The sequence below is a fragment of the Streptomyces sp. NBC_00009 genome (genome assembly GCF_045040855.1).
Classification (GTDB): domain Bacteria; phylum Actinomycetota; class Actinomycetes; order Streptomycetales; family Streptomycetaceae; genus Streptomyces; species Streptomyces aureus.
Genome location: NZ_CP108312.1, coordinates 190,421 through 213,236, shown reverse-complemented (window position 1 = coordinate 213,236; position 22,816 = coordinate 190,421). Strand labels below are relative to the sequence as shown.

Annotated in this window: 10 protein-coding genes and 1 pseudogene; 3 read left to right on the top strand and 8 right to left on the bottom strand. The window is 72.3% G+C overall.

The features are described 5' to 3' along the window. Positions 1-15: 15 nt before the first annotated feature. The 7 genes from OHA58_RS00960 to OHA58_RS00930 form a co-directional block, all read right to left on the bottom strand. Complete coding sequence (locus OHA58_RS00960; protein WP_405475285.1) at positions 16-2,742, bottom strand: peptidoglycan-binding protein; 2,727 nt, start codon at positions 2,740-2,742, stop codon at positions 16-18. A gap of 45 nt (positions 2,743-2,787) precedes the next feature. Continuing rightward, positions 2,788-3,750 (bottom strand): WD40 repeat domain-containing protein, encoded by a 963-nt coding sequence (locus OHA58_RS00955; RefSeq protein ID WP_405475282.1) that lies wholly within the window; start codon positions 3,748-3,750, stop codon positions 2,788-2,790. After that, positions 3,747-5,465: a hypothetical protein gene (locus tag OHA58_RS00950; protein WP_405475279.1), complete on the bottom strand. Its 1,719-nt coding sequence runs from the start codon at positions 5,463-5,465 to the stop codon at positions 3,747-3,749. Before OHA58_RS00950 ends, OHA58_RS00955 begins: the two co-directional genes overlap by 4 nt. Before the next feature lie 2 nt (positions 5,466-5,467). Next, positions 5,468-10,105 (bottom strand): hypothetical protein, encoded by a 4,638-nt coding sequence (locus OHA58_RS00945; RefSeq protein WP_405475278.1) that lies wholly within the window; start codon positions 10,103-10,105, stop codon positions 5,468-5,470. Positions 10,106-10,202: 97 nt separating this feature from the next. Next, positions 10,203-14,249 carry a hypothetical protein gene (locus OHA58_RS00940; protein WP_405475276.1) on the bottom strand — a complete coding sequence of 1,349 codons (4,047 nt, stop codon included), beginning with the start codon at positions 14,247-14,249 and terminating at the stop codon, positions 10,203-10,205. Next, positions 14,246-16,906: a DUF6603 domain-containing protein gene (locus OHA58_RS00935; RefSeq protein ID WP_405475275.1), complete on the bottom strand. Its 2,661-nt coding sequence runs from the start codon at positions 16,904-16,906 to the stop codon at positions 14,246-14,248. Before OHA58_RS00935 ends, OHA58_RS00940 begins: the two co-directional genes overlap by 4 nt. A gap of 631 nt (positions 16,907-17,537) precedes the next feature. Beyond that, positions 17,538-17,879 (bottom strand): hypothetical protein, encoded by a 342-nt coding sequence (locus tag OHA58_RS00930; protein WP_405475273.1) that lies wholly within the window; start codon positions 17,877-17,879, stop codon positions 17,538-17,540. 2 nt (positions 17,880-17,881) lie between these two features. On the opposite strand from OHA58_RS00930, the pseudogene OHA58_RS00925 reads away from it, so the two are divergent. Together OHA58_RS00925 and OHA58_RS00920 are read left to right on the top strand one after the other, a co-directional pair. Further along, positions 17,882-18,409, top strand: a pseudogene (locus tag OHA58_RS00925) (alpha/beta hydrolase); the annotation flags it as partial. A gap of 350 nt (positions 18,410-18,759) precedes the next feature. Next, entirely contained in the window at positions 18,760-19,632 is an 873-nt protein-coding gene (locus OHA58_RS00920; RefSeq protein WP_405475270.1) for a phosphotransferase family protein, read from the top strand. Positions 19,633-19,992: 360 nt separating this feature from the next. Here the strand turns inward: OHA58_RS00920 and OHA58_RS00915 are convergent, their stop codons facing one another. Then, positions 19,993-22,131 carry a P-loop NTPase fold protein gene (locus OHA58_RS00915; RefSeq protein WP_405475267.1) on the bottom strand — a complete coding sequence of 713 codons (2,139 nt, stop codon included), beginning with the start codon at positions 22,129-22,131 and terminating at the stop codon, positions 19,993-19,995. Between the two features lie 250 nt (positions 22,132-22,381). Here OHA58_RS00915 and OHA58_RS00910 point away from each other — a divergent pair, with 250 nt between their 5' ends. Beyond that, positions 22,382-22,780 (top strand): hypothetical protein, encoded by a 399-nt coding sequence (locus tag OHA58_RS00910; RefSeq protein ID WP_405475265.1) that lies wholly within the window; start codon positions 22,382-22,384, stop codon positions 22,778-22,780. Positions 22,781-22,816 lie beyond the last annotated feature (36 nt).

Sequence of the window (22,816 nt, the reverse complement as noted above, 5' to 3'; positions counted from 1 at the left end):
CCTCCTTCAAGGCGGCTAGTCGACGGGCAGAGAGAAGATCTCGGACGCCGGTTCGTCCAGCCGGTCCGGATCGGGCGGGCTGCTGAACAGGACGACCGAGGCGCCTTCGGGCAGCAAGGGTGCAATCAGCTCGAAGGTGCCCCGGGGAGCGTCGACGGGGAGGGCGACGAGACCGCCGTCGTCCTCGGGGCCCGGGACCTCCCGGAGGACGGCGATCGGCCGGTGTCGGCCACGCCGGTACAGCACCCGGCCGGCCGCATCGCGGAGCTCGTACCAGAACCCGGCGCGGCCGTGGGGGGAGTCGTCGGGATCGGCGGCGAGCGGCGCGGTCATCTCCAGGTCCTCCCGCGAGACGAACCGGACGACCGGGCCGCCCTGCGCCCAGTCCGCGCTGTCGTAGGAGAACGTCAGGCGCATGCTCCTGGAGCCGGACGGGCCGGAGGGGGTCGGGGTGGGCGGCGGCCCGGCGAGCGCGACCCAGGTCTCGGGGGTCACGGTTCCGGTGACGGTGAGGCCGTGGGCCATCTGGAAGGTCTGTACCGCGGTCTCCGTCTCGGGTCCGTACTTCCCGTCGTCGTCGAGGGGCGGCTCGGGGCCCTGCTGGTTCAGCAGGCGCTGGACGACGGCCACCGGCGGCCCCGTCATGGGCGGGATACGGGGGCCGGGCTCCAGGAGGGGGAAGGGCGCAGCCACGGCGAGCGCGAACCAGACGGGTGTGTCGATGTCGTCCCCGGGGGTGAGGATCGGTCCGGCGCGGAAGGTGTGTACGGCGGCTTGGGTCAGGACGCCGAAGTTGCCGTCGACGACGAGGGTGGGCGCTGCGGCTCCAGCGGCGTTCAGCAGGCTCTGGGCCAGCTTCACATGGCCGTCGACCGCGTGCGGGTCGGCCATCAGGGCGAGGGTGGGCAGCAGCGCCCAGTCCAGGACCTCCGCCAGCGGTGCGTCCCCGACGGGCTCGCCCTGCCTTGGGTTGACGTGATGAGGGACGGTGGTACTGGCCGGCACGAAGGCATCGCCTCCCGCGTAGTCGATGGCGATGACGCTGTCGCCGAGCGGCAGATCGCTCGTGGTGATGCTCGCCCGCCCCTGGTCGTCCACCTCGGCGGTACCGAGGGGCGGTCCCTGCTGGAGCGAGAAGATCACCGTGCCGCGGGGCGGGCCCGCATCGGCGTCCGTCGGGCGCACCAGGGCGTTGAGGGTGACTTCCTGCCCCTGCTCGGACGGGGTGGGTGCGGTGGGGGACGCGACGCTGTAGCGGCCGGCCGCCGAGTAGGGGAAGGTGACGGTGCCGTCCCGCTCGAAGTCGAACCCCGTCCGCAGGACGCCGTTCACCGTCTGCGGGAGGTAGCCGCGGGCGGGCAGCAGGGCGTAGAGGATCTCCCGGGGGCCGCGGCGGTTCGGTGGTGGGCCGGGGGTGGACGCCGAGATGTTGCTCAGCCCGACGAGGTCGCTGTCCGCGGCCGTCGCGTCGATCAGGACCGGGTAACCGTGCAGGACGAGCGTGTCCGCGACCGCCGACGCGAAGCCGGCGAACTCGAAGTCGACGTAGACGTGCCCGTCAGGGTCGACTCCGAACTTCAGGTCCGCGACGAGTCCGGATCCGGGCTGGAAGCCGTAGCCGTCCGCCGGCAGGAGCGTCAGCTCGTTCACCGACGCCCGCGGCAGGAACTCGTCCGCCCGGGCGATTCCCAACGGCAGCAGGTCGTGGGACAGCGCGGTTCCGTCGACACGAATGGTGCAGCCGGTCAGCACGAGCGTGTCTCCCACGGCCGTGGCGAAGCTGGCGAACTCCGGCGCGACGCTCACCTGTCCGTCCCGGCCGACAGCGAACTTCAGGTCCGCGACGACTCCCGACCCCGTGTAGAAGCCATATCCCGTGGCCGGCAGCACCGTCAGCTGATGCACGGACGTACGCGGCAGAAAGCTCATTCCGGCGCCAGTCGGTTCCACGTCGCCGCTCAGCGCCGTTCCGTCGACGTGAATCGTGCGACCCCGCAGAATGAGCGTGTCTCCCGCGGCCGTGGCGAAGCCGGCGAACTCCGGCGCGACGCTCACCTGTCCGTCCCGGCCGACAGCGAACTTCAGGTCCGCGACGAAACTCGACCCCGCGTAGAAGCCGTAGCCGTCCGCCGGTAGCACCGTCAGCTCGTTCACAGACGCACGCGGATGGAAGCTCAGCCCGGAAAGGCCGGTCGGCTCCACGTCGTGGGACAGTGCTGTTCCGTCGATGCGGATCGTGCGGCCCTGAATGGTCAGCGTATTGCCGGACGCCGAGGCGAAACCAGCGGCGTCCGGATCGAGTTGGATCGAGCCGGTGACAGGAAGCGCGAAGGCCAGGTTTCCGTTTCCTCCGCTGAGGCGGTATTGCTGGCAGGGCAGCAGGACAAGATCGTGGGGTCGGTCCGCGGGCAGGGGCAGGCCGCCGATCTCCAGTTTCAGCGCGTGGTCCAGGGCGGTGGCGTCCAGGTGCACGGGCAGCCCGCGCAGGGTCAGGCGGCGGGTGCCGCGGCCTTCGGCGACGCCGTCGAGTGCCGCGTCGAAGTCGAGCGTGCCGTCCGCGGTCACCGAGAAGACCACGTCGGAGGCGGGGGCGGAGCCCTGTTTCAGGTGGTACGTGCCGGGGGCCGGTAGCGTCACCGGGGGCGGCGGGGTGACCGAGCCGTCGATCGGCCCGGTGCCGGCCTCGGGCACCGTGAACGACGGCGCGGTGAGACGCGAGGTGTCGATCTCGATGTCGGGCATCGGCTGCTCCCTGCATCGGGCACGCTTCCCGGTGTCGGGCAAGCGTCAGAACGGTGTGGTGCCGCGGATCTCCAGGCGCGGCGCGGTGTCGACCCGGGTCTGCTGGGTGGCCCGGCGCAGGACGGCGGGGTCGGCCGGATCGCGGGTCCAGCGGTGGATGAACCCGTCCCAGCCGCCGGTGATGATCTCCCTGCTGTCGGGGGTGGCGGTGATCGCCCAGACACTGGGGTGACCGGTGGCCATGGGCGTCCCCACGGGCTTGCCGGTGGTGCGCTGCCAGCGGCGGACGGTGCCGTCGTCGCAGCCCGCGACGATCTCGCCGTCGGTGGTCAGGGTGAGGACGCGGACCGGGGCACCGGCCACGAGGGGGTCACTCAGCGGGCCGCCGCTCCCCCGGTCCCAGCGCCGCACCGTGCCGTCCCGGCCGCCGCTGACGATCTCGCCGCCGTCGGCGGTGACGGCCACGGCGGGTACGGGGCCGATGTGACCGTCGAAGCCGGCCAGGAGGGTGGCGTCGGTGCGGTGCCAGCGGCGCACGGCGCCGTCGTTGCCGGCGGTGACGATCTCCTCGTCGTCCGGGGTGAGGGTCATCGCGCGGATGGCCCCGTCGTGGGCGTTCAGCGGCGGGGCGAGGGAGGTGCCGTCGGTCCGGTTCCAGCGCCGTACCGTGCCGTCGTAGGCGGCGGTGAGCAGTTCGGCGCCGTCGGTGGTCTTACGCAGGGCGAGGATCCAGTCGTCGTGGGCGGGGAAGGGGTCGGCCACGGCGGCGGAGGTGGTGCGGTTCCAGCGGCGCAGGCTGCCGTCGCTGCCGGCGGTGACGATCTCGTTGTCGTCGGGTGTGAGGAGCATCGACCAGACGCTGCGCTTGTGGGCGACCAGCAGGGAGCAGAGTGCTTCGCCGGTCTCCCGGCGCCAGCGCAGGACGCGGCCGGCGGCGTCGGCGCTGACGAGTTCCGATCCGTTCCCGGTGAGGGTGAGAGCGCTCACCGCGCCGTCGCCGTGGTTCATGGCGTGGTCTCCTTGGCGGGGAGCACTGCGTCGAAGGCCAGTTGGGAGGCGGCCTCGCCCTGCCCGGCGCGGGAACGGCGTCCGACCCAGCGGTAGTGGTGGCCGTCGTGGCCGCGCACGGTCACCGGGACCCGGCCGGCCGTCACCCCGGAGCGCGGGATCTCCTCGTCGCGGAAGTACACCCGGTGCACTTCCGGCTCCAGCAGCCGTCCGCGTGCCTGGGTGCGCACGGTGCCCTGTGCGGTGGGGAGGGTCATCCGCCCGCGCCGGAACCGGATCGCGGCCGAGCCGGGTACGAGTGGGACGGGGACGAGCGGGATCCAGTGGTAGGGCACGGACGATTCGAGCTGGTAGGCCAGGGCGCCGGGAACGTCCGACGGGCCGGGCGGGGTCAGGTCGGGTGTCTCGTCGGCGCGTGGGCGGGGCTTGCCGGTCGCGCTCTGCACGGTGCGTTCGATCGCCCAGGCGAGGTTGGCCATCTCGTCGCGGACGAACAGCACTTCCTCCACGGGCGGTCCTTCGATGCGGCCCGCGGCCCTGGGCAGGAGCGGCAGCAGGGCCGGTCCCGGGCGGCGGGATCCGGCGACGCCGAGCCGGAACAGGGACCAGTGCTCGTCGCCCGCGGCCTGAAGGGCCAGCGGGTCGCCGAAGGTGTCCACGACGGTGAGGTCCGTGACGCCGTGGACCTGCCCGACCTCCAGCTCCAGCGGGACGACCCAGTGGTCGTTGCCGTACACGTTGGCGAACTCCACCAGCAGCAGCCGGGCGAGGTCGGCCACGCCGGCCTCGATGGAGGGCAGGTTGACGGTGGTGTCCTCGAACTCCCACCAGCGCTCGGCGGGCATGCCGGGGTAGGTGGCGCGGGTGGGCAGGACGGTGCGGGTGGACGAGCCCGGGGTGGTGAAGGCGGTGGCGGCGGCGTCGATTTCGAACTGGTAGCCCTCGGCGCCGCCGCCCGGGTATTCGGGAGCGGTCAGGGTGATGCGCTGATTGCCCCGGGAGGCCTCGACGGCGAAGTGGTGCTCCAGGCGGTCGCGCACCCAACTGGAGTCGGCCGGCGGGGTGTGCTCGGCGGCGAACCAGGACTTCCATGCGGTCGCGGCCTGGTTGAAGGCGGTCAGCTGGGCCGGGCTGAGGCCGGTCGGATGCCAGCCGGCGGCCAGTCCGCGCGCGAGCTTTCCGCCGTGCGGGGCGCGAACCAGCAGGACCTGCCCCAGCGTACGGCCCGCGGGGTCGGCCTCCGGCTCGCCTGCGGGCTCCCCCGGGGAGGCGCTGTCGAGGAGGGGGAACTTGGCCAGTGCCTGGTCCGTGACGGAGTTCTGGACGCCGGTGGGCAGCGCGCCGAGCTGGTGGAGGAACCGCAGTCCGGCCCGCGCGGCGGTGCGCAGCGGCAGCTCCCGGTCCGCCGGGTCCGGGCCGCGGCCGGCCTCGGCGAGATACTCGACGGGCACGCCCGGCGGATACGGCACCGAGGGTGCGGTGTCGCCGGGCCGGAACCGGTCCACGGTGGCCGCCGCCGTGGTGAGCGAACAGCCGACCGGTGAGCCGCCGTCCTCGCCGTGAAACTCGGCGAGTTGCCGCTGCCTGGCCAGCAGGAAGAGCGGGTCGGCGATCCGGGCCTGGAGGGCCTCGTCGAGCTGTCCGCCGGTGCCGCTCGGCCGGACGTTCGGCTCGATGCGGTGGAACTGTGCGAAGACCGCCTTGTCGTCGGCCATGCTCAGGCCTCCAGGTCTCTCAGCTTGGCGATGACGCCTGCGGCGATGTGGGTCTTCAGCATGTCCTTGAGGTCGATGCCGGGGAAGGACCCGAGGGCGTCCTGGGGCAGGTAGACGGCGGGCAGGTAGCGGCCCAGCCAGCCGAGCGCCTGCAGGTCGACCAGGCGCAGTCCGGTGAGGTCGAGTGCCTCGCGAACGGTCTCGCTCAGCAGCTCGGCCGTCCAGGGGTGGCCCACCTGTGGCGGTACGGCGAGCAGCACGGCCTGGGGGGCGCGGGCGCCGGGGGCGTCGTAGTGGAAGGCGACTCCTGCCGTCTGTCGCCCGGCCGGGATCAGTTCCGGCCATTCGTCGACGACAAGGACGGCCACGGGGTGGGTGAGGTCGGGGGCGGCCAGGCCGTGCACGGCCAGGCCGGTCGCCGAGGGCAGGCCCGCCGTGCGGGCGGCGCCGACCCAGTGGTCGTGGGCGGTGAACGGGGTCTGCCCGATCCGCAGCGCGAAGTCTCCGCCGGTGCCGACCGCGTCGGTGTGCAGCAGCAGGTCGGCGAGGGCCGAGGCACCGGGCCGTACGGCCGCCGTCCGTTCGAGCCAGTCGCGCGGGATGGTGTCGTCCGTGCCGCCGCGGTCCAGGCCGGGCCCGAAGGACGCCGCGAGCGGGGCGGGGGCCGGTGCGGTGGTCAGGCCGACGGCGCGGAACCCGGGCCCGAAGACCGCCTGCAGGGCGGCCACCGCGGCCTGCGGGCCCTTACCGGCCAGTGCTTGCGCGGCGAGGCCGAGTCGGGTGTCGGCCTCCTGCTGGGCGGCCCTCGCGCGCGCGGCCGCGTCGTCGGTGTCGGATGGGGGTACGACGATTCCGTAGGCGGACAGACGTTGCAGGTCAGCGGCGTCCTTGGCGAGCTTCAGACCCGCCATGGCGCTCTGTGCGCGGCCGCGCAGCTCGGTCTCGTCGGGGGCCTGTGTGGGCGGGTTGGCGGCGGGTGCCAGGTCGGCGGGCGTGCCGGGCCGGCCGGCGGCGAGGACCGCGGCGACCGCACCGGCCAGCGCCTCGAACTCCTGCAGGGACACCGTCGAACGCGGCCAGTGGGCGTCCCGCCCGTCGAGCAGGTCGGCCACGGCATCGCCCGGCAGGTCGGACGGGCGGTGTGCGGTCAGGGCCTGGCTCAGCGCCGCGCGCAGGCTTCCGGCGGCGGTGAGGGCCACGATGTCCAGCGCGCACGGGTCGGTGAGCGGCCAGGGGTGCTGGCGGGTCGCCGCCGGCGTGGGGTGGCCGGGCCGCCGCCAGGCGACCTGGAGCCGGATCCGGTCGGTCCGCCCCAGCTGATGGCCGGCCCACGCGTCGAGCAGCGGTTCGGCGAGCGCGCGGGGCCGGGCGCGCTGGGCCGGGCCGTCCCAGCCGTGCGACAGGGGCACGTCCTTGGGGACGACGATCAGGATCCGGTGGGTGATGGCGGTGCCCTGGTCAGGGGTGTCGAGGATCTCGGGGCGGGGCGGTGCCTGACCGCCGGCGGCGAGGCTGTCCAGGGTGGCGCCGGCCCGGTCCGGGTTGCCGTTCGCGAGCTGGTGCACGCTCTCGGCGAGCAGCAGGTCGCCGACGGCGTCGATGTCGTCGTGCAGGGCGTCCAGTGCGGCGCGGACCGCGGGTACCTCCCGTGTGGCGTCCAGGGGCGGATGGACGGTGGGCGTCAGTTGGCTCAGCGCGGCGTCCACGGTGAGGGCGCCCACGGCGGCCCCGTCGGTGACATCGTGCGGAGCGACGAAATCCGTGGCGCCCGGGGCCTGGTGGTGCACGGCCCGCAACGGCCACTGTGTGCGCAGCGGAGCGATGACCCGGTCGAGTTCCAAGGGCTCGGTGGCGCTCTCCCGGGCCTCGTGCAGCCGCCGTTCCAGGCGGTAGCCGAGCAGCGCGCCCAGCGGCTGCCCCTGGCGCACGCCGTCCAGCACGGCCATGGCGGCCCGCATCCGGCTGGAGGACAGGTTCACGGCGAACGCACCGGGGTCCGACGGGTGGGAGAGGACGCCGCTGTGCAGGACGGCGGAGGTGGTGGCCTGGGCGAGCGAGGGCGCCAGGACGAATCCCTCGCTGCGGCGGCCTTCCCTCGGTGAGAGGTTCTCCACCCATCCGTAGGCGCCGAGTTGCACCCCGGTGGGCCGGCGGGTGGCGGATCGCATGGCCTTCAGGCGTACGGTCGCCAGCGAGGTGATCCAGGCGTCGAGCCGGTGGGAGGCGAGGTCCAGGCACTCGCCCAGGAGGCGTTCCAGGACGGTGAAGGGATCCCGGCCGGCGTCGTGCAAGTCGTGGACCCGGGTGGACAGGTAGCGCAGGGCGGCGTCGACCTGTGCCAGGCGCACGCTCCAGGGGCGTTCGGCGCTGAGGGCGTCGAGGACACCCCGGTGGTGGAGGGCGGCGACCTCGACGGCGGGGGCGAGCAGGACGCGTGCGTCGTTGATGGCGTCGTGCACGGTGGGTGCGGCGGCCTCGGCAACGCCGGGCAGGGTGAGGCCGAGGGTGGCCTTGAGGGTGAACGGCCTGAGGGCGAGGCCGGCCTGGGAGGCGAGGGTGCCGGCCGTCGAGGGTGCCAGCAGGACCTCGGCGAACCGCAGCCGTGCGTCCGTCACCAGGTGGTTCGCATGCGCGGCTCCGGCGGCGGCATGGCCGTACTCCAGGTTGGCGGTGTGCCGCAGCAGCGCCTCCAGCAGGGTGCGGGCCCGGGCCGGGCGCACCAGGATGTGCAGGGTTTCGAACCGGTCGACGACCTCATCGAGGAATCCCGCGAGTTCGTTGATCGGGTCGGTGCCCGGGGGCAGTTCCGTCAGTCGCGTGGCGGGCATCCACAGGCGGTTGCTGCGCGGCTCGTTCTCGTGGTGGGAGATGACCGGCTCGTAGTCGATGCCCAGGGCCCGGTTCAGGGCGGTGGACAGACGGGACTCGGGGCCGAAGCCGCAGTCCTGTACCAGGCCCAGGACGCGGTTGGTGTAGCAGGCGTTGAGGGCACCGCGCACGGCCCGCACGTCCCAGGACTTCGATACGGCTGCGAGGCCCAGGGCGCGCAGGACGTCCCGTTCGGGCTTGGGCAGGGCGAGGGTGTCGCCGGGCTGGTCGGGTCCGCCGACTCGCGGCATGCTGTCGACGCCGACCTCCCAGAACGGACGCAGGGTGGTCAGCACCCGGTGCAGTCCGGCGAGGTGGCGGTGCTCGCCCTGTGGGTCGGGGCTCCAGCGGCGCATGACGGTGACGGGCAGCAGGCCGTACGGCTGCTTGCCCAGGCGCAGGGTCGGCAGCGGGCCACGGGCCCGCACGGCGTCCGCGTGGTGCAGACGCAGCCACTCCAGGTCGATGCCGGTCTCGTCGGTGTGGCTGTCGCTCTCGAGGAGCTGGTCGAGGAAGAAGTCGCCGGTCGCGCTCCACAGGGCCAGTTGCAGGGCGCGCGCGTCAGCCTGCTCGGGTTCGGTGCCGCCGGGCAGGGCGGCGCCGGCTTCCTGCGGGATGCCGAGTGCCGAAGCCAGGCAGGTGGCGTTGGCCCACGGATCGGGAGCGGAGGGTGCCGGGGCGGCCGCGTGCAGCAGGGCGTCGACGTCGGGAGGGTCGTTCCGCGGGTGGTGAGGGTCGGGGATGTTGTTGGTGGGCGTGTCCTGCAGGACGTAGGCGGCCTCGCCGTCGCGGGCCCGCCCGGTGAGCAGTCGGGCCAGCCGGTCCGCGGAGATCTGCGGGTCCATGGAGGCCGACACGCCGAACGTGACGACGCGCGAGAGCAGGGGGCGGAGGTCCGGATCGTAGCCGGGCCGGTCGAGGGGCACGGTGAGGGCGAGACCGTTGTCGTGGGCGGCGGAGAAGTCGGTGAGCCAGCGCAGGCCGGGGTCGGTCAGGGGCGTGGTGGTCGCGCCCGCGGGGGCGGCCGGCGCGTCGGGGTCAGGTCTCACCTGCACGGTGTCCGGTACGGCCTCGCCGCGGCGCTCGCCGACGAGGATCTCGCCGTCCGGGGTCTGCTGGAAGGCCTGGACGATGAACTGGTCGGGGAGAGTGGAGGCGGTGGCCGGCCTGTTCCAGCCGCGGGAGCGGGTGGGAATGTCGGATGCGGCGGGCCAGGACGGCTCGGGACCCGCCACGTCGTCGGCCAGGGGCAGTTCGGGGCGGTCGTCGGCTTTCGGGGTCAGCACGGTGACGATCCAGCGGGCGCGGGCCGGGCCCAGCGTGCCGCACAGTTGCTCCCAGGCGCCGAGCCGGATACGGGCCCGGTCTCCCGCCGGGTTCTCGGTGCGCCCGGCCCGGAAGACGATGCGCCAGTACCGCTTGCCCTGCTGGATCTCACCGTCGGTGAGGAGCGGTTCATGGCTGTCGACGTGGATGTCGTCGGGAAAGATCCGCACCTGGAGGGTGTCGGGCCGGCCGCCGTCCGGCCGCAGCCGGGTCTCCAGGTGCACCGGGGTGAGCATGAGGGGCACTTCGGGATCCAGCCGGGCGAGCAGTGCGTCGGCGTCTGCCGTGCCGACGAACTCGCGCAGCGCCTGGTGGAGGGCCTGACGGGCCGTCTGGAGGGCCTGGTAGGCGGCCCGTCGCTGGTCGGGCGTGGCCTCGGGGCCGAGACCGGCGCGGCGCTGCTCGGCCTGAGCGACGGCCGCGCGCAGCGGTGCGAGGTCGGTCATCCGGTCTGCCTCCCTAAGGCTGGGACGGTGTGGAGCAGCCGTTCGCCGGCATGACGATCCGTGCGGCTCCTGGAAGCGGAGTGGCGACCTGGACTCGCTACGGACCCGGCCCGCCGCCGTCGGCTTGCGCCCCGCCGACCTGGAAGAGGACACCGTCGACGATGCTGCCGCCGACGAAGGTCGGGACCAGGGTGAACGTGACGGTGGTGAAGGCTCCGGCGAGACGGACGCTCCCGTTCGAGTCGTCGGGCCCGGGTGTGTCGTCCGGCCCCGAGACGGTGTTCGCGGTGACACGGAAGTGCGCGTCGCCACTGAGCCGGGCGACAGCCGTACCCGGCGGGGAGGTGACCGTCAGGACCGACCGCAAGGATCCCAGGTGGAAGACCGGGTCGTGCAGCACGGTGCCGAAGTCGAGGGTGAACGCGTGGTCCGCGCCGCCACGGATCTCCAGCAAGCCGGTGGCGGCCAGTCGCGGGGTGAACTCGGGCCTGGCGAATGCGGGAGAGGCGTCATGGAAGTCGAAGGCGGTTCCCATCGGTCCGGAGAGCGTCACCTGGTGACCGTGCAGTGTCCCCACCGCCCTGTCCGGCCCGGCCGATGTCCAATGGACGAAGTCCAGCGCGGACAGCGGCGGTTGCGGGCTCAGGAGTCGTTCGGCGGGCATGACCACCCGTACGGGCTGCTGGAAGCACTGCCGGGCGATACCGGCGGCGCTGTCGCCCCACACCAGATCACCGAGGGCGACGTTGGGGCGCCGGTCTCCCGGAGCGTGCCTCGCGTCCTCGAACTTCAGGCGCGAGTCGAAGAAGTGGCTCCAGTCCAGGTTGTTCCAGTCGTCGGCGTCGGTGGGCGGTACTGTCTCGGCCGGCGGCACGTAGGTGCGGCCCCACAGGCCGGGCGGCGGCGGGCTGGCGAGGACCTGGTCCGTGGGATCGTCCAGGCCGAAGCGGGGTTCGGTGGGCTGTTCGGCGATGACGAAGCACCAGTCGTGGCCGAGGATCTCGCCGAGCCGCAGGTCGAAGCCGAGGAACGCCGTGTCGGGGTCCAGGCCGCCGCGGAAGATCGGGTGCTGGGCGTGGGCGTCGTCGGGTTCCCGTGCGCCGTCCGGTGCCGGCGGCAGCAGAGGAGCCGCGTAGACGAGGGCGCCGGGGTAGCGACGGAGCAGGGCGGTGCGCAGCAGGAGGACCACGCGGTCGGCCGGGACGGTCAGATGGGTGCCGAGAGGGGAACCGGTCTGCCACTGGTGCAGGGGCGGCATCTCGGCGCCGGTGCCCCAGAAGGAGGCGAAGTAGGTACCGCGCTGGTCGGTGGGGTATTCGCGCCACCGCAGTTCGCGGGCGAACTCGTGGTTGAGGCCGACCATGTACGACGCCACGAAGGCGGGGTTGGTCACGGCGAGCGCGGCGCTGTCGGGGGGCACCTTGTTCAGCCCGGCCAGCATCCACTCGGTGGACTGACCGGCCAGCGGGCGCCACATGGCGTCGGGGTAGGTGGGCGCCCACTGGATGGGGGCGGTGCTGTCACCGGGGGCCGGGTGCTCGATGCGGGAGCCGACGACGGTGTCCACGGTGGTGTGGGGGTGGATCTGGTCGGTGACGGCTGCGTGGGCCGCGGGTGCGGGGAAGGGGTCCCGGGGTGGGAGGGGCGCCACGTCGGCGGGACGGAAGACCTGGTCGTGTGCGCCGACCACCATCCCGTGGGTGTCGCCAGGGGTGAGGGCGAGGACGGAGGGCGCGGGCAGCCGGTCGGCGAGGCCGGGCAGGCTTCCCTGCCCGAGGAAGCTGCCCAGGGGGATGCCGCCGCCCTGTTGCCAGCCGGCGAGGATCTCGCCCAGCTTCTCGGGTGTCCACACCTCTCCGTCGGGCGGGGCGCCGTCCGTGAGCCGTTCCCAGCCGCCGGAGCAGTCGGCGCGCCAGATTCCCGCGACGCCGCTCTCGTCCCAGTCCCACGTGCCGGGGCAGGTGCCGTGGAAGGTGCCGTGGGCGGTCTGCGACCGCCAGATGCCGTTGAAGGTGCCGTCGGAGGTGTCCGACGGGTCGTCCCACCCGCCAGCGGCCAGGCCCTGCCAGGTCCCGTGGTCGTCGGGGGTCTCCCAGTTGCCGGTGAAGACCAGCCGCCAGCCGCCCTGCCTGCCCAGGGTCGGGTTGTCCCACACGCCCGAGAAGACGCCTCGCCAGCTGCCGGGGCCGGTGCCGCCGGGGCCGAAGGTGCCACGGGCCTCGCCCTTCCAGCTGGAGCCCTCGGTCGACGGCCTCCACGGACCGGACCACATGCCCTTGAAGGTCGTCGTGGTGGTGCTGTCCGAGGTGGTCAGCAGGCCGGTGGGGGCGGTCCGCCCGGACGGGAAGATCAGGCTGCCCTGCGGGGTGAGCCGGGTGTCGGCGAGGAATTGGGCGGGTACGCCGAGTTCCCGTACGGTGCCGAGCCGGAAGACGGCGTCGAGCGGGGTGGGCTGCAGGGCCGGCACGGCGGCGAGTTGCGCGGTGGTGAGCTCGCGGGTCTGCGCGCGGCGGATCACCTCGCCGGCCAGAACCTGCCAGGCGGGCGTGGTGATGGTGGACACGCCGAGGGCGGCCCGGACGGCGGGCAGCCGGTCGGCGAGGACCACGCGTTCCGGTGCGACGGCGAAGGCGACGGTGCCGTCGGGACTGCGGGGTGTGACGGCCAGTCCGGTGCCGGTCGCCGCCAGTTTGGTCAGCGTGGTGGCGAACGGCTGCTGAACCGCGGCCCCGTTCTGCTGCTGGGCGACGAGGGTGACCCGTCTGCTGAGCAGGCCCAGCGGACGGACGGCACGCCGGAAGGTGGTCGTGGCCATCGCGGTGGGCAGGGCGCTGGCGTGCACCGTGCTCGCCAGTGTTACCGCGCCGAGCAGCGTGCGTGTACGCAGCGGTGACGCGAGGTGGAGGAACTCGTCCGTGGTGAGCGGCCGTACGTGCCGCTCGTGGAGCCGGGCGCCGACCAGCCGGGCCAGCCGGGCCAGGTCCAGGAAGCGGTTGGCGGCCCGCACGTCGGCCAGCTGGGTCCAGGCCGAGGCCATGAGCTGCTCCTGCTCGCGCTGGACGGTACTGGTGCCGAGGCCCGCGGCGACGCGCCAGCGCGGGTCGAGGTTGAGGGTGTCCAGCCAGCCCGCCGATCCTGGTACCGCCTTGGCGAGGAGGGCGTGGAACCGGCCGTACAGCGGAGGGGCAACCTCCGGGTCGTCGTCGCTGTCGTCGCTGTGGACGCCTTCGAGCGAGGCGGCGAGGGCGCTCTGCCACTGTGTGCTGTGCGCGTCGACCGGCCAGGGGTCGCGAGGGCCGAGGTCGGGGCTGCACAGGGCGCTCTCGACCTGCTGGACGACCGGCCCGGGACCGGGGTCCTGCGGCCTCGGCCGGCTGATGTCCATCGGCCTGCGGCCCGCTCCCCCGATGGGGCGGCACCGGAGGCGGTCGGCGAGGGTCTCGAAGTCCCCGGCCTCCCCGGTGGAGAAGGTCCACGAGTGGTACACCGGCAGGTCGCTGTCCGCGCCGGCACTCCACGCGGGGGCCAGGTCTCCCCCGCTCTCGTTGTGCCCGGCCCGCCGTCCGGCCTCGAACGTGGGCACCAGGCAGGCCACATAGTCGGTGTGCGGCAGCAGACGGCGCGGGGCGAGCAGCCGGGAGACGCAGGCGCGCGGGTCCTGCTCGTGGCCGACGACGGTCTGGACGTGCGCCCACAGGTGCAGGTGGGCGGGGTCGGGGAGTTCGGTGCCGGGCACGCGCAGGACGGGGAGCGGCCGGCCGGGCTCCCGCCGTAGCCGGGCGGGCCGGGCGGGAACGCAGACCAGCGCGAGCCAGGGGCGCAGTTCCCCGCCGGACGTGGCGGCGAGGGGCGTGAACAGCCAGGGCAGGTCGGTGCGGTCGAATTCGACCATGGGGAACTTGGTCGTCTCGGCGTCGGGGGTCCCGGGCAGCGGGTACACCCGCACGATCTGCCGGGGATCGAGGGCGCGTACGTCCCCGGGGCCGTACAGGTGCACGGGCACGGGCCGTTCGGGGCGTCCGTTGACGGACGCGAAGGCCGCGAGGGTGCCGCGGACGGGCGTGGTGCGCTGCAGGTCGTCGACGTCCGTCAGTGACGCCGCCGCTCCTGTCCGGTCCCACGAGGCGAACGCGTATCCGGTCATGGCGTGGCCTTCAGCTCGTACGGGGGGACGACGTGCAGCAGCTGCGTGCGACCGGAGGGGGCGTCGAACGACAGCGCGGCCTCGGTGAAGGTGGGTTTGCGTCCCAGCTCGGTGACCTCGGTGAGGGTGTCGACGTCAGCCACGGCGTACGACGGTGCCTTCAGGGCCGTCGGCGCGGGCGGGGAGACGTACCGGGTCCGGTCGGCGTGGACCGCGCTGGTCGCCACCGCCCCGTGCCGCAGCGCGGCGAGCAGGTGGGTCTCGGCCAGCGGCCAGGGGGCGCGCGGCAGGGGCGGGGAGCCGCGCTCGCCGAGCCACTTGGTCTCGTAGCGCACCTCCACGGTGCGGCGGGGCACGCCGCCCCCGGCCGCCGGAGGGGTCAGCTCGCTGCCGGAGCGGAGCTGTTCGAACGCGGGTTGGGTGAGCTTCTCGTCGTCGGTGAGGTCGAAGAAGTCCGCGCGCGCGAACTGCTCACGGACCGGCTGGACCGCCCCGCTGCCGTCGCCGAAGCGTACGGCGACGGCCATGGTCGTCGGGTTCTGCAGACGGCCGGGGCCGAACCGGGTCACGGCGATGTCGAGGGGCACCACGCGCTGGCTGAAGCGGAGCCGGCCGAGCGGGTGCAGCAGCCGGCCGGTGTCCGCGCCGTCGCTCCGCAGGGCGGCCAGGCCGGCCGCGCCGTCGGGCAGCACGGGCTCCCAGGTGCGGGGGTTGTCGAGTTCGCGTTCCAGCAGGGGTGCGATGTCGGGAGCGGGCGGGGCCCCGACGGCACCGGTGCAGGCCCAGTGCTCGTCGAACGGGAAGCTGACGTCGATGAAGAACAGGGAGACGGAGGCCCGTCCGGCGACGTGCCAGCAGGGGGTTGGCCCCTCGACACGGACCCGCAGGTCGACCGAGCACAGGCTGTGGCCGTCGAAGCGGAGGTGGAAGGAGCCGTACAGGTCGAGCACGACGCCGAAGCTGGGCTCCCAGCGCAGCAGTGCGTCGAAGCCGAGCTGTCCGCTCACTCCGGTGTCGGACGTGCCGATGACGGCGGTCAGCGTGGCTCCCGCCTGGGCGGTGCCGGGGGTGACGGCGAAGTATCCGGTGAAGACGATGCTGAGGGCGGGGGCGCCGGCGATGGCGATGGACAGCCGGCGGGGCACCGGGAACGCGTCGGGCTTGGGGAAGCGCGGGTGGAACCCGCCGGCGCTGAGGATGAACGCGGCATCGGAGCCGGTCTTGATCCGCAGCGCGATCCCGCCCTCGATACCAGCGCTGAGCAGCCGGGACCCGGCGAGGTCGGCGACCATCTCCACGAGTCCGGCTCCCGGGTCCATGACTCCCGCCACGGAGGCCCGCAGGTCGAGGATCGGCGCCTCGGGGGCGGGCAGCGCGATCCTGAGCCGGCCGAACAGGGCGACGACACCACTGGGCAGTTCCAGGACGAGTCCGAGGTCGGCGGTCACGAAGGACACCGGGCGGCCCCAGCCCAGCCGGAAGGTCGGCCCGACGACCTGACTGCCGCGCCGGGCAGGGAACACCGAGGCCAGCGTGTCCAGGATTCGCGGCGCGGCCCGGGCCGGATCGTCCGGGAACAGCACATCGTCCAGGTGGCCCGACTGCACGGCCGCCGCGAGGCCGGCGCGGTCGATGGCGCGCCCGATGCCGACGATCCCGCCGACCGCGTTCAGGGTGAAGGCGAGGCCGAGTTCCACGGCCGGCGTGAAGTGGGCGCTGAGGGCGAGCAGGAGCGACGGCTCGCTGGGCCGCAGAATGCCGAACGCCCGTACGTCCACCACTCCCAGGGCGAGCCCCAGGGCGCCGCGGTACTCGTCACCGCGCCGCTCCAGGAAGCCGCTGCCCCGCGCGGGGCCCACCGCCATGCTCAGGCCCATGCCGCTCGGGGGTACCGGGGTGGCCGGGGCTCCGGGGGCGAGCTCGCTGCCGATGCCGTCGAGCGTGGCGTCGGCGAGGCCCAGCAGCGAGGCGCCGAAGGAGGCGGTGAACCGCAGCGCGCCACCGGCGGGCGCCAGATACAGGGCGGGCGCGCGCAGACCCGGTGGTGCGGCCCTCAGCGGCACCGCGAGGCCGTTCTTCCCGCCGCCCTGGAAGTGGACCCCCTTCATGTCCAGCCCGGCCTGGACGTCACCTTCCAGGGCCGACCCGCCCGGGGCGAGCAGGGTGAGCAGCGCGTCCGTGGGCAGGGTGAGCCGCATGCCGCGCACGGAGAGTTGCAGCGCGGCACCCGCGGGGTCGGACGGCACGCTGAGGGTGAGCGTGATGTCCTGCCGTACCTCCAGCACGTCGGCCAGCCGGAGGGTGCCCAGGCGCACGGTGAAGGAGATCTCCGGTGGCAGGGTGACGCCGAGGACCTGGACGTCGTCCGCGGTGACCACGAGGACATCCGGAACGGTGAGGTTCCAGCCCGCGGCCGCGCCGTCCGCCGAGTCGGCGAGCAGCGCCAGCAGCTTGGGCCACAGGTCGCCCGCCTGATCGCTCTGCGGCACGCCGATGCGGGACAGCAGCGCCGAGGGCGTCACTTGCGCCCCCGGCAGTCCGAGCGCCTGAGCCAGCTTGGCTCGCCTCTGCGTGACGTCCAGTGCACCCAGCTGGGGCAGGACTGCGGCCAGCCCGGTCCGCAGCTGCGCGGCCAGATCGGCAACGGTCTCGTTCATGGGGTCACATCCGTGTGCGGCACGACGGCTCCTCACTACGGAACTGACAGTGATCATTGGCCTCGCGGCTCGCGCCGACCGGAGTGCCGTCCGTGCGGACCGCCCGGTCGTGCAGCAAGGAAAGGGCCGTCCTTGTCCGGCCTGGGTGAACGCATCGCTCCGCCCGGCCCGTTCCCCTCCGCCCGGACGACCGCGTGCACTGTGGCGGGTTACCTTGCAAGAGGTGCGGCATGCACCGCCTTCTTCGATAAAAGCACAGGCCGGGATCGGTGTCGACGCGAGAGGGCGGCGCCCTGGTTAGCCCGCAGAGCGGAAGGGGCGGCGGCCGTGGACGGCCTCGAACTCCCAAAGGAAAGCCGTCGGATGTGGCGGCGGCTGACCTGGCAGACGGCAAGGCCGAGGAACGGCGGTGGCGGCCGTTTCCGGGGGCCGACAGGTGGCCAGCTTTCGCCTCCCCGTCGGCTCAGTCGCGGGCGCAGTCACAGGTGCCGCAGGCTCGGCGTGCGTCGTCTGCGGGTGCCTCGCCGGACGGCCTTCACACGGTCGCACCGCGCGGAGTTGAGTCCGAACTGACGAACCGCCGCGCCGCGCCCGGCTCCCACCACACCGCGCCGAGCGCCTGCGCCGCCTCTCAGACCTGACTGGTCTTCAGCTCTTCGGCGGCCCGACCGAAGTGCGGTGTCCCGGCGGTCGCGCCAAAACGACGGCCGCGCGTGTTGGCCCGGAGTCCCCGAGACGCAGTCGCGGGGTCGCCCGGCGAGCCGGTCAGATGGAGCCCGGTCTGGCGCAGCGCCTCGCGGCGGAGCTGCTCCGGATACTGCTTGATGAGCTTGCTGCGGAGATTCACGCTCACAGTCTTGAACGCGTTGGTGTACACGCCGCGATAGCGGTGCGAGCGCACATAGTGGAGCACGACCAGGTCGCGCAGTACCTCGACGTGCAGGGGGTCGGCGAACGGAGTGCCGGCTTGCACGGCCGCGAGCGCGGGGCCACTCCTACGGAGGATCGGTGATCACTGGTCTGAGCGGAGTCGGGCGTCTGGTGTATCTGGCGGCCTTCGTGCCGGATACGGGTGAGAGTGCGGCGGGCTTGGGCGGCGCCTCTGCCGAGTTGAAGGCCGCCATCGAGCCGCAGACCGACGGTTCTACGCGCCTTGACGCAAGCCGGGCCGTGGATGCTCTGTATGCAGACCGCCCTGGGCGCCTGGCCGCTTGGGCAGCGGGACTGCTACGAGCCCAGGCGGCCGGCTGCGGACGAGGAGTACCGGAACGCCAAAGCTGGAAACATGCCCCTTCCGTGTACGTCGTGTGCACGAGGGACCGAGCTATCGCGCCGGCTCTCCAACAGGTCATGGCCGCGCGCTGCGACTCCGTTCGCGAGTCGGAGACGGGGCACTCTCCGTTTGTGGGCCAGCCGGCGCTGGTCATCGACCTGGTCCTGGAACTGCTCGATGCCTCGGACGCACCGGGCCGGGCAGACCGGGGGATTACAACCACGCTATGAGGCGACGGTCCTCGTCGCGGCCATCAACGAGTGGCTGCGACCGGGGCGTTGGAACGTGACGAGCGCTACCATGCGGGCCGACGAGCTCCTTTAATTGGCCAGGTTGGCGAGCCTCCGCAACTATGGTGCTCGGATCACCTGAACACGCATTGTGCGATGCAGGGGCGCACGCGGGACTGACAAGACGTCAGTCTGCCGAAGGACAGGGCCGGACCAATCAGGCCGGTACTGCCGCTCCGGCGTACTCGGCGTTCTCGTTCTGCAATCGACAGCTCTACGCCCCGCTGCTGCGCAGAACCGGCCGCGAACAGCCGGCCGCCCGCGCCCCGACACCCCGAGGAGCCCGCCCGGTGCCCGACGAACTCACCAGCACCGCCGCGGCGGCCATCCGGCTACGACCGGACTTCCGCCCCATCACACTCCTCTCCCGCACCGAGAAGTCCCTGCTCATCGCGGGAGCATGCGAGGACGGACCGGCCATCGCAAAGCTTCTGACCAGCCGGGAACCGCTCTGGGCGGAGAAGTTCGGCGCGGAGATCGAGGCCTACCGATGCTTCACCGACACACCGCCGCCGGTGCGCGTCCCCGCCCTCATCGCCGCAGACGAGCAGCACCGCGTACTGCTGATCGAGCACGCCCCGGGCCGTCCCCCCGTCCCCGGCCGAGACCGGTTCCCGTTGCAGGCCCTGGACCCGGCACACGTCACCGCGATGATCGAGGCGATGACCGACCTTGCCCAGTGGCGGCCTCCCACCGACGTGCTCACCCGGACCCCCGACTACCTCGGACGCCTTGACCGCGATCACCGCCAGGGCTTGACGACCCGGCAGGACCACCAGGCCTTGACCGACCTGCTCCACCAGGTCGGCACCGACCTGGTGCCGGGCCACGGCGACCCGCTGCCGACCAACTTCGTGTTCGGGCCCGACGGACGGACCACGGTGATCGACTGGGAGCACGCAGGACGCTACCTGCCAGGACACGACTTGGCAGTGCTCTGGACCGTCCTGGCCACCACCGCGGAAGCCCGCGCACAGATCGAGGAGTTGGTAGCAGCCGGATCCTCATCCGCCCGTGCCGCCTTTACCCTGAACCGGGCCGTGCTGCTCGTGCGAGAACTCCGCAACCACCGAGCCGTTCCCCCCTCCACCTGGCGGGACAAGCGGGTGGAAGCGATCGATCGTGACTGGCAGGACATCCGCGAGCTGCTCCACGCCCGGTGATTCGACTGGCGGCGCGGGTCCTCGCCATTCAGCACCCGCCCGCCCTTCGTCTGTCAGCATCCGCTGCCGAGCATGTCGAGGATGTGCGGCCACGCAGCAGCGCCCAGGAGTGCGTCAGCTTCGGGCGTGCCGCCGTACTGGAAGTGTGGGGAGGCCGATGCCGGGCTCTCACCCGGAAGACGTGGTCGGTGGCCGGCATCGTGGCGGGCAATCAGTCTCGCCGGGGCGTCGGTCGAGCGTTGGCGTTGCGCCAAGTGTTCGGCGAAGGGCAAAGACGGCCACATCGCGTCGTCGCCACCCGCGACAAATGGATTGGGCCGCTACTCGAGGAAGGGGCGCGGGCCCCTTTTTCGGGGGCGGTCAGGTGGTGGTGCCGTTGTGGGGTGAGGGTTGGCTGGGGCGGTGCTCGCGGAGTGCTTGGAGGATGTTGGCGTGGTGTTCGTCGGGGGAGTTGTTGCTGGTCTGGGTCTGGAGGAGGGGGGCCAGGCGTGTGTAGAGGTCGTCGAGACCGAACATTGCGTCGAGGCCGGCCAGCACACTCTCGTCGATGAGGCGGTGCGGGCGTGATGTGGGGTGGAGGAGTTTGCCCAGGAGGGGGAGGGGTTCCCATCCGTTGTCGAGGCGTTGGCGTAGCCAGGGGCGCAGGCTGTCGGGGTGGGTGTGGCGCCACATCCAGATCAGGTCGGTGTCGGACTCGGTGAGTTCCTCGGTGGGTCTGCCCGTGGTGGGCGTGAGGTGCTGGGCGATCCGCTCGGTTACGGCGTTGCGGGCTTGAAGTGACCAGTCTTCGGTGGTCTGTACTTCCTCGGAGTCGTTGCTGTCTGGGTTGGTAGCGCGGTGCAATGTCCGAGTGGCCAGGACGGTTCCGTCGGGGGTGGCAGCCATGGCGGCCAGTGCTGGGGCTCTTTGTTCCGGTGGGAGGTCGGTGAGGAGGTCCCGGGCCAGGAACTGCAGGCTCATGCCACTGTTGACCAGGCCCATCATTTCCGGTTCGGCGGTCAGTTGCCCGTAGCTGTCTGCTATGGCCTTGAGTAGCGCAGCGGCGGGGAGGCGGATGCCTGCGGTGCGGCGCTGCTCGATTCGGCGGGTGATGCGGTGGGTGTCGTTGCGCAGGCGGAGTAGCAGTTCGGCTGCTTCCTCTCCCGGGGCGTCGGCGGTCACCTGGGCCAGGGCTTGGTCGAAGGCGGCTTCGGGGAGGTCGTCGTCGGGGATACCGAAGACCATGTACCGGTCGAAGTAGTCGGTGCTGCCGATCCCGCGGCGTTGAGCGGCGGCCTTCGTGTCGCTACCGTTGCCGAGGTCCTTCTGGACCGTTGGGAACAGCAGGGCCAGCAGCTTGAGTACGCCTTCGATGTGCTCTTCGGCCACGCTGGCTTCGCGCAGGCGGCGGCGCCAGCGGTCGGCTCGTTCGCCGGGCTGCTGTGCGCTGTGTCGCTGTGCTGGGTCGATGCTGGTGCCGGTCAGCTCGGCGCGGTGCCGTCCCAGGAGCCGGTAGACGCCGGGCTCGTTGGTGCGCAGGAAGGTGACGATGAGGAAGTCGACCAGGTCCACGTTTCCGACGAGGGAGCCGAGGGTGGCGTCGGCCTGCCCGAAGTAGCGTTTGACGGCCCGTGGCGTCTGGAGCCTGGCTTGCAGGTGCCGGAAGTAGGCCTCGGAGAAGCGTCGTTCCTCGCCTGGCGTCATGGACAGGCCGTGGGAGTCCAGAAGGGCGTTGAGTGCGCGGATGCTCATGGCGGCGGCGTCGCGTTCGCGGAACGCGGGAAGGTCGAGCCGTACCTGGATGATCTTTTCCAGGAACTCGCGGGCCCTGGCCTCGCTGTTTCCCACGAGGTCGCTGCGTTGCAGGACGTCCAGCAACGTCTGCTCATCAAAGCTGATCAGGTAGTAGACGTTCGGTAGATGGCCCACCAGACGCACCAGCTTGAAGACCAGGAGCAGTTCGTCGGGGGTGAGGCGGTCCAGGTCGTCCATGACGACGAGGACGGGCTGGCCTGCCCGCCGCAGGGCCTCTTCGGCCTTCCGCTTGGCCGCCGAGGCGCTGGTGTCTCCGCTGATGCGGTCGCTGAAAGCCTTGATCAGGCCCTCTGAGTCGAGGCCCGCCAGCGCGGTGAGCTTGCCCAAGGGGCTGATGGCTTGCCCGAAGCCGCCGAGCGTTTTACGGACTTCTGACCAGCGCCTTCCTTTGGGGAGGGCGGCTCGGACCTCGCTGAAGAGTGCCGCGGTCAGCGTCTCCAGGTCGGAGTACAGCCATGGGTTGAGTTCCGCGATCAGCCAGTTTTCGCGGTCGTCCTGTCGCTGCAGGAGGCGTATCACTTTGCCCAGGACGGACGACTTACCGGAACCCCAGGGGCCGATCAAAGCCAGGACGCCTGCCTCCGTCTGGGCCCGGACACGCCCCAGCAGCTCCACGGCGTGCTGTGCGTACTGTTCACGTCCCAGCAGGTCAGGCCCTTCGTCGTTGAGGAAAGGCTCGTCGTTGAAGAAGCGCGCGTCGCTCATCGACATATCGTGCCGGACCGTATCGCCACCACGCCGCCCGTCGGCGTAGGAGGTCACGCATTCGGTTGGATGTCGATGGTGGTGAGGAGCTCTTGCCGAGAGGGGTGGAGGCTGTTCCAACGGGTGCGTTGCCTGTCGGCCCATCGCTGGAGGGCGGGGGGAGTGGTCCTGGCCGGTGTGGTGGGCGAGCTTGGCTTGCTGGTAGGTGCGTTGCCAGATGTGGGGCCAGGACGGGTTCCGCCACGGGTCGATGGCTTGCAGGGCCCTCACCGCGTGCACCAGCACCGCCAGTAGCGGCAGCGCAGACGCCGCCCCCGCGAAGGCGCCGACCGCCAATGAGTCCAAGGCCATCGCGGACGCCGAGGCCGCGGCCGGCATTTCGCCCAAGCCGGACGCCACCACACAGGCCAAGTACATCCAGGCCCTCACCCGCATCGACGCGGAGATCGTTAACGGCAAGCCGGACAAGGCCGTAAGCCGCGGACGAATCCAGTGCTCGATGATTCACAACTTCCCCAAGGGCAAGGCGAAGCAGGTCCACAGCGCCGAGCTCCGATTCATCTCGCCGAACCATCCCGGCGGGTTCGGCAAGGCCAAGGCTGCGCAGATCGTCGAAGCCGTGCACACGTACCTCTGCCCCAAGTTCTGACATCCCCAAGAACGAACGGCCCGGCGGCCTCCCCAG

Coding starts and splice junctions, on each gene's coding strand:
- OHA58_RS00960 (WP_405475285.1), bottom strand. CDS start 2,742: ATGCCCGACATCGAGATCGACACCTCGCGTCTCACCGCGCCGTCGTTC.
- OHA58_RS00955 (WP_405475282.1), bottom strand. CDS start 3,750: ATGAACCACGGCGACGGCGCGGTGAGCGCTCTCACCCTCACCGGGAAC.
- OHA58_RS00950 (WP_405475279.1), bottom strand. CDS start 5,465: ATGGCCGACGACAAGGCGGTCTTCGCACAGTTCCACCGCATCGAGCCG.
- OHA58_RS00945 (WP_405475278.1), bottom strand. CDS start 10,105: ATGACCGACCTCGCACCGCTGCGCGCGGCCGTCGCTCAGGCCGAGCAG.
- OHA58_RS00940 (WP_405475276.1), bottom strand. CDS start 14,249: ATGACCGGATACGCGTTCGCCTCGTGGGACCGGACAGGAGCGGCGGCG.
- OHA58_RS00935 (WP_405475275.1), bottom strand. CDS start 16,906: ATGAACGAGACCGTTGCCGATCTGGCCGCGCAGCTGCGGACCGGGCTG.
- OHA58_RS00915 (WP_405475267.1), bottom strand. CDS start 22,131: ATGAGCGACGCGCGCTTCTTCAACGACGAGCCTTTCCTCAACGACGAA.
- OHA58_RS00910 (WP_405475265.1), top strand. CDS start 22,382: ATGGCTTGCAGGGCCCTCACCGCGTGCACCAGCACCGCCAGTAGCGGC.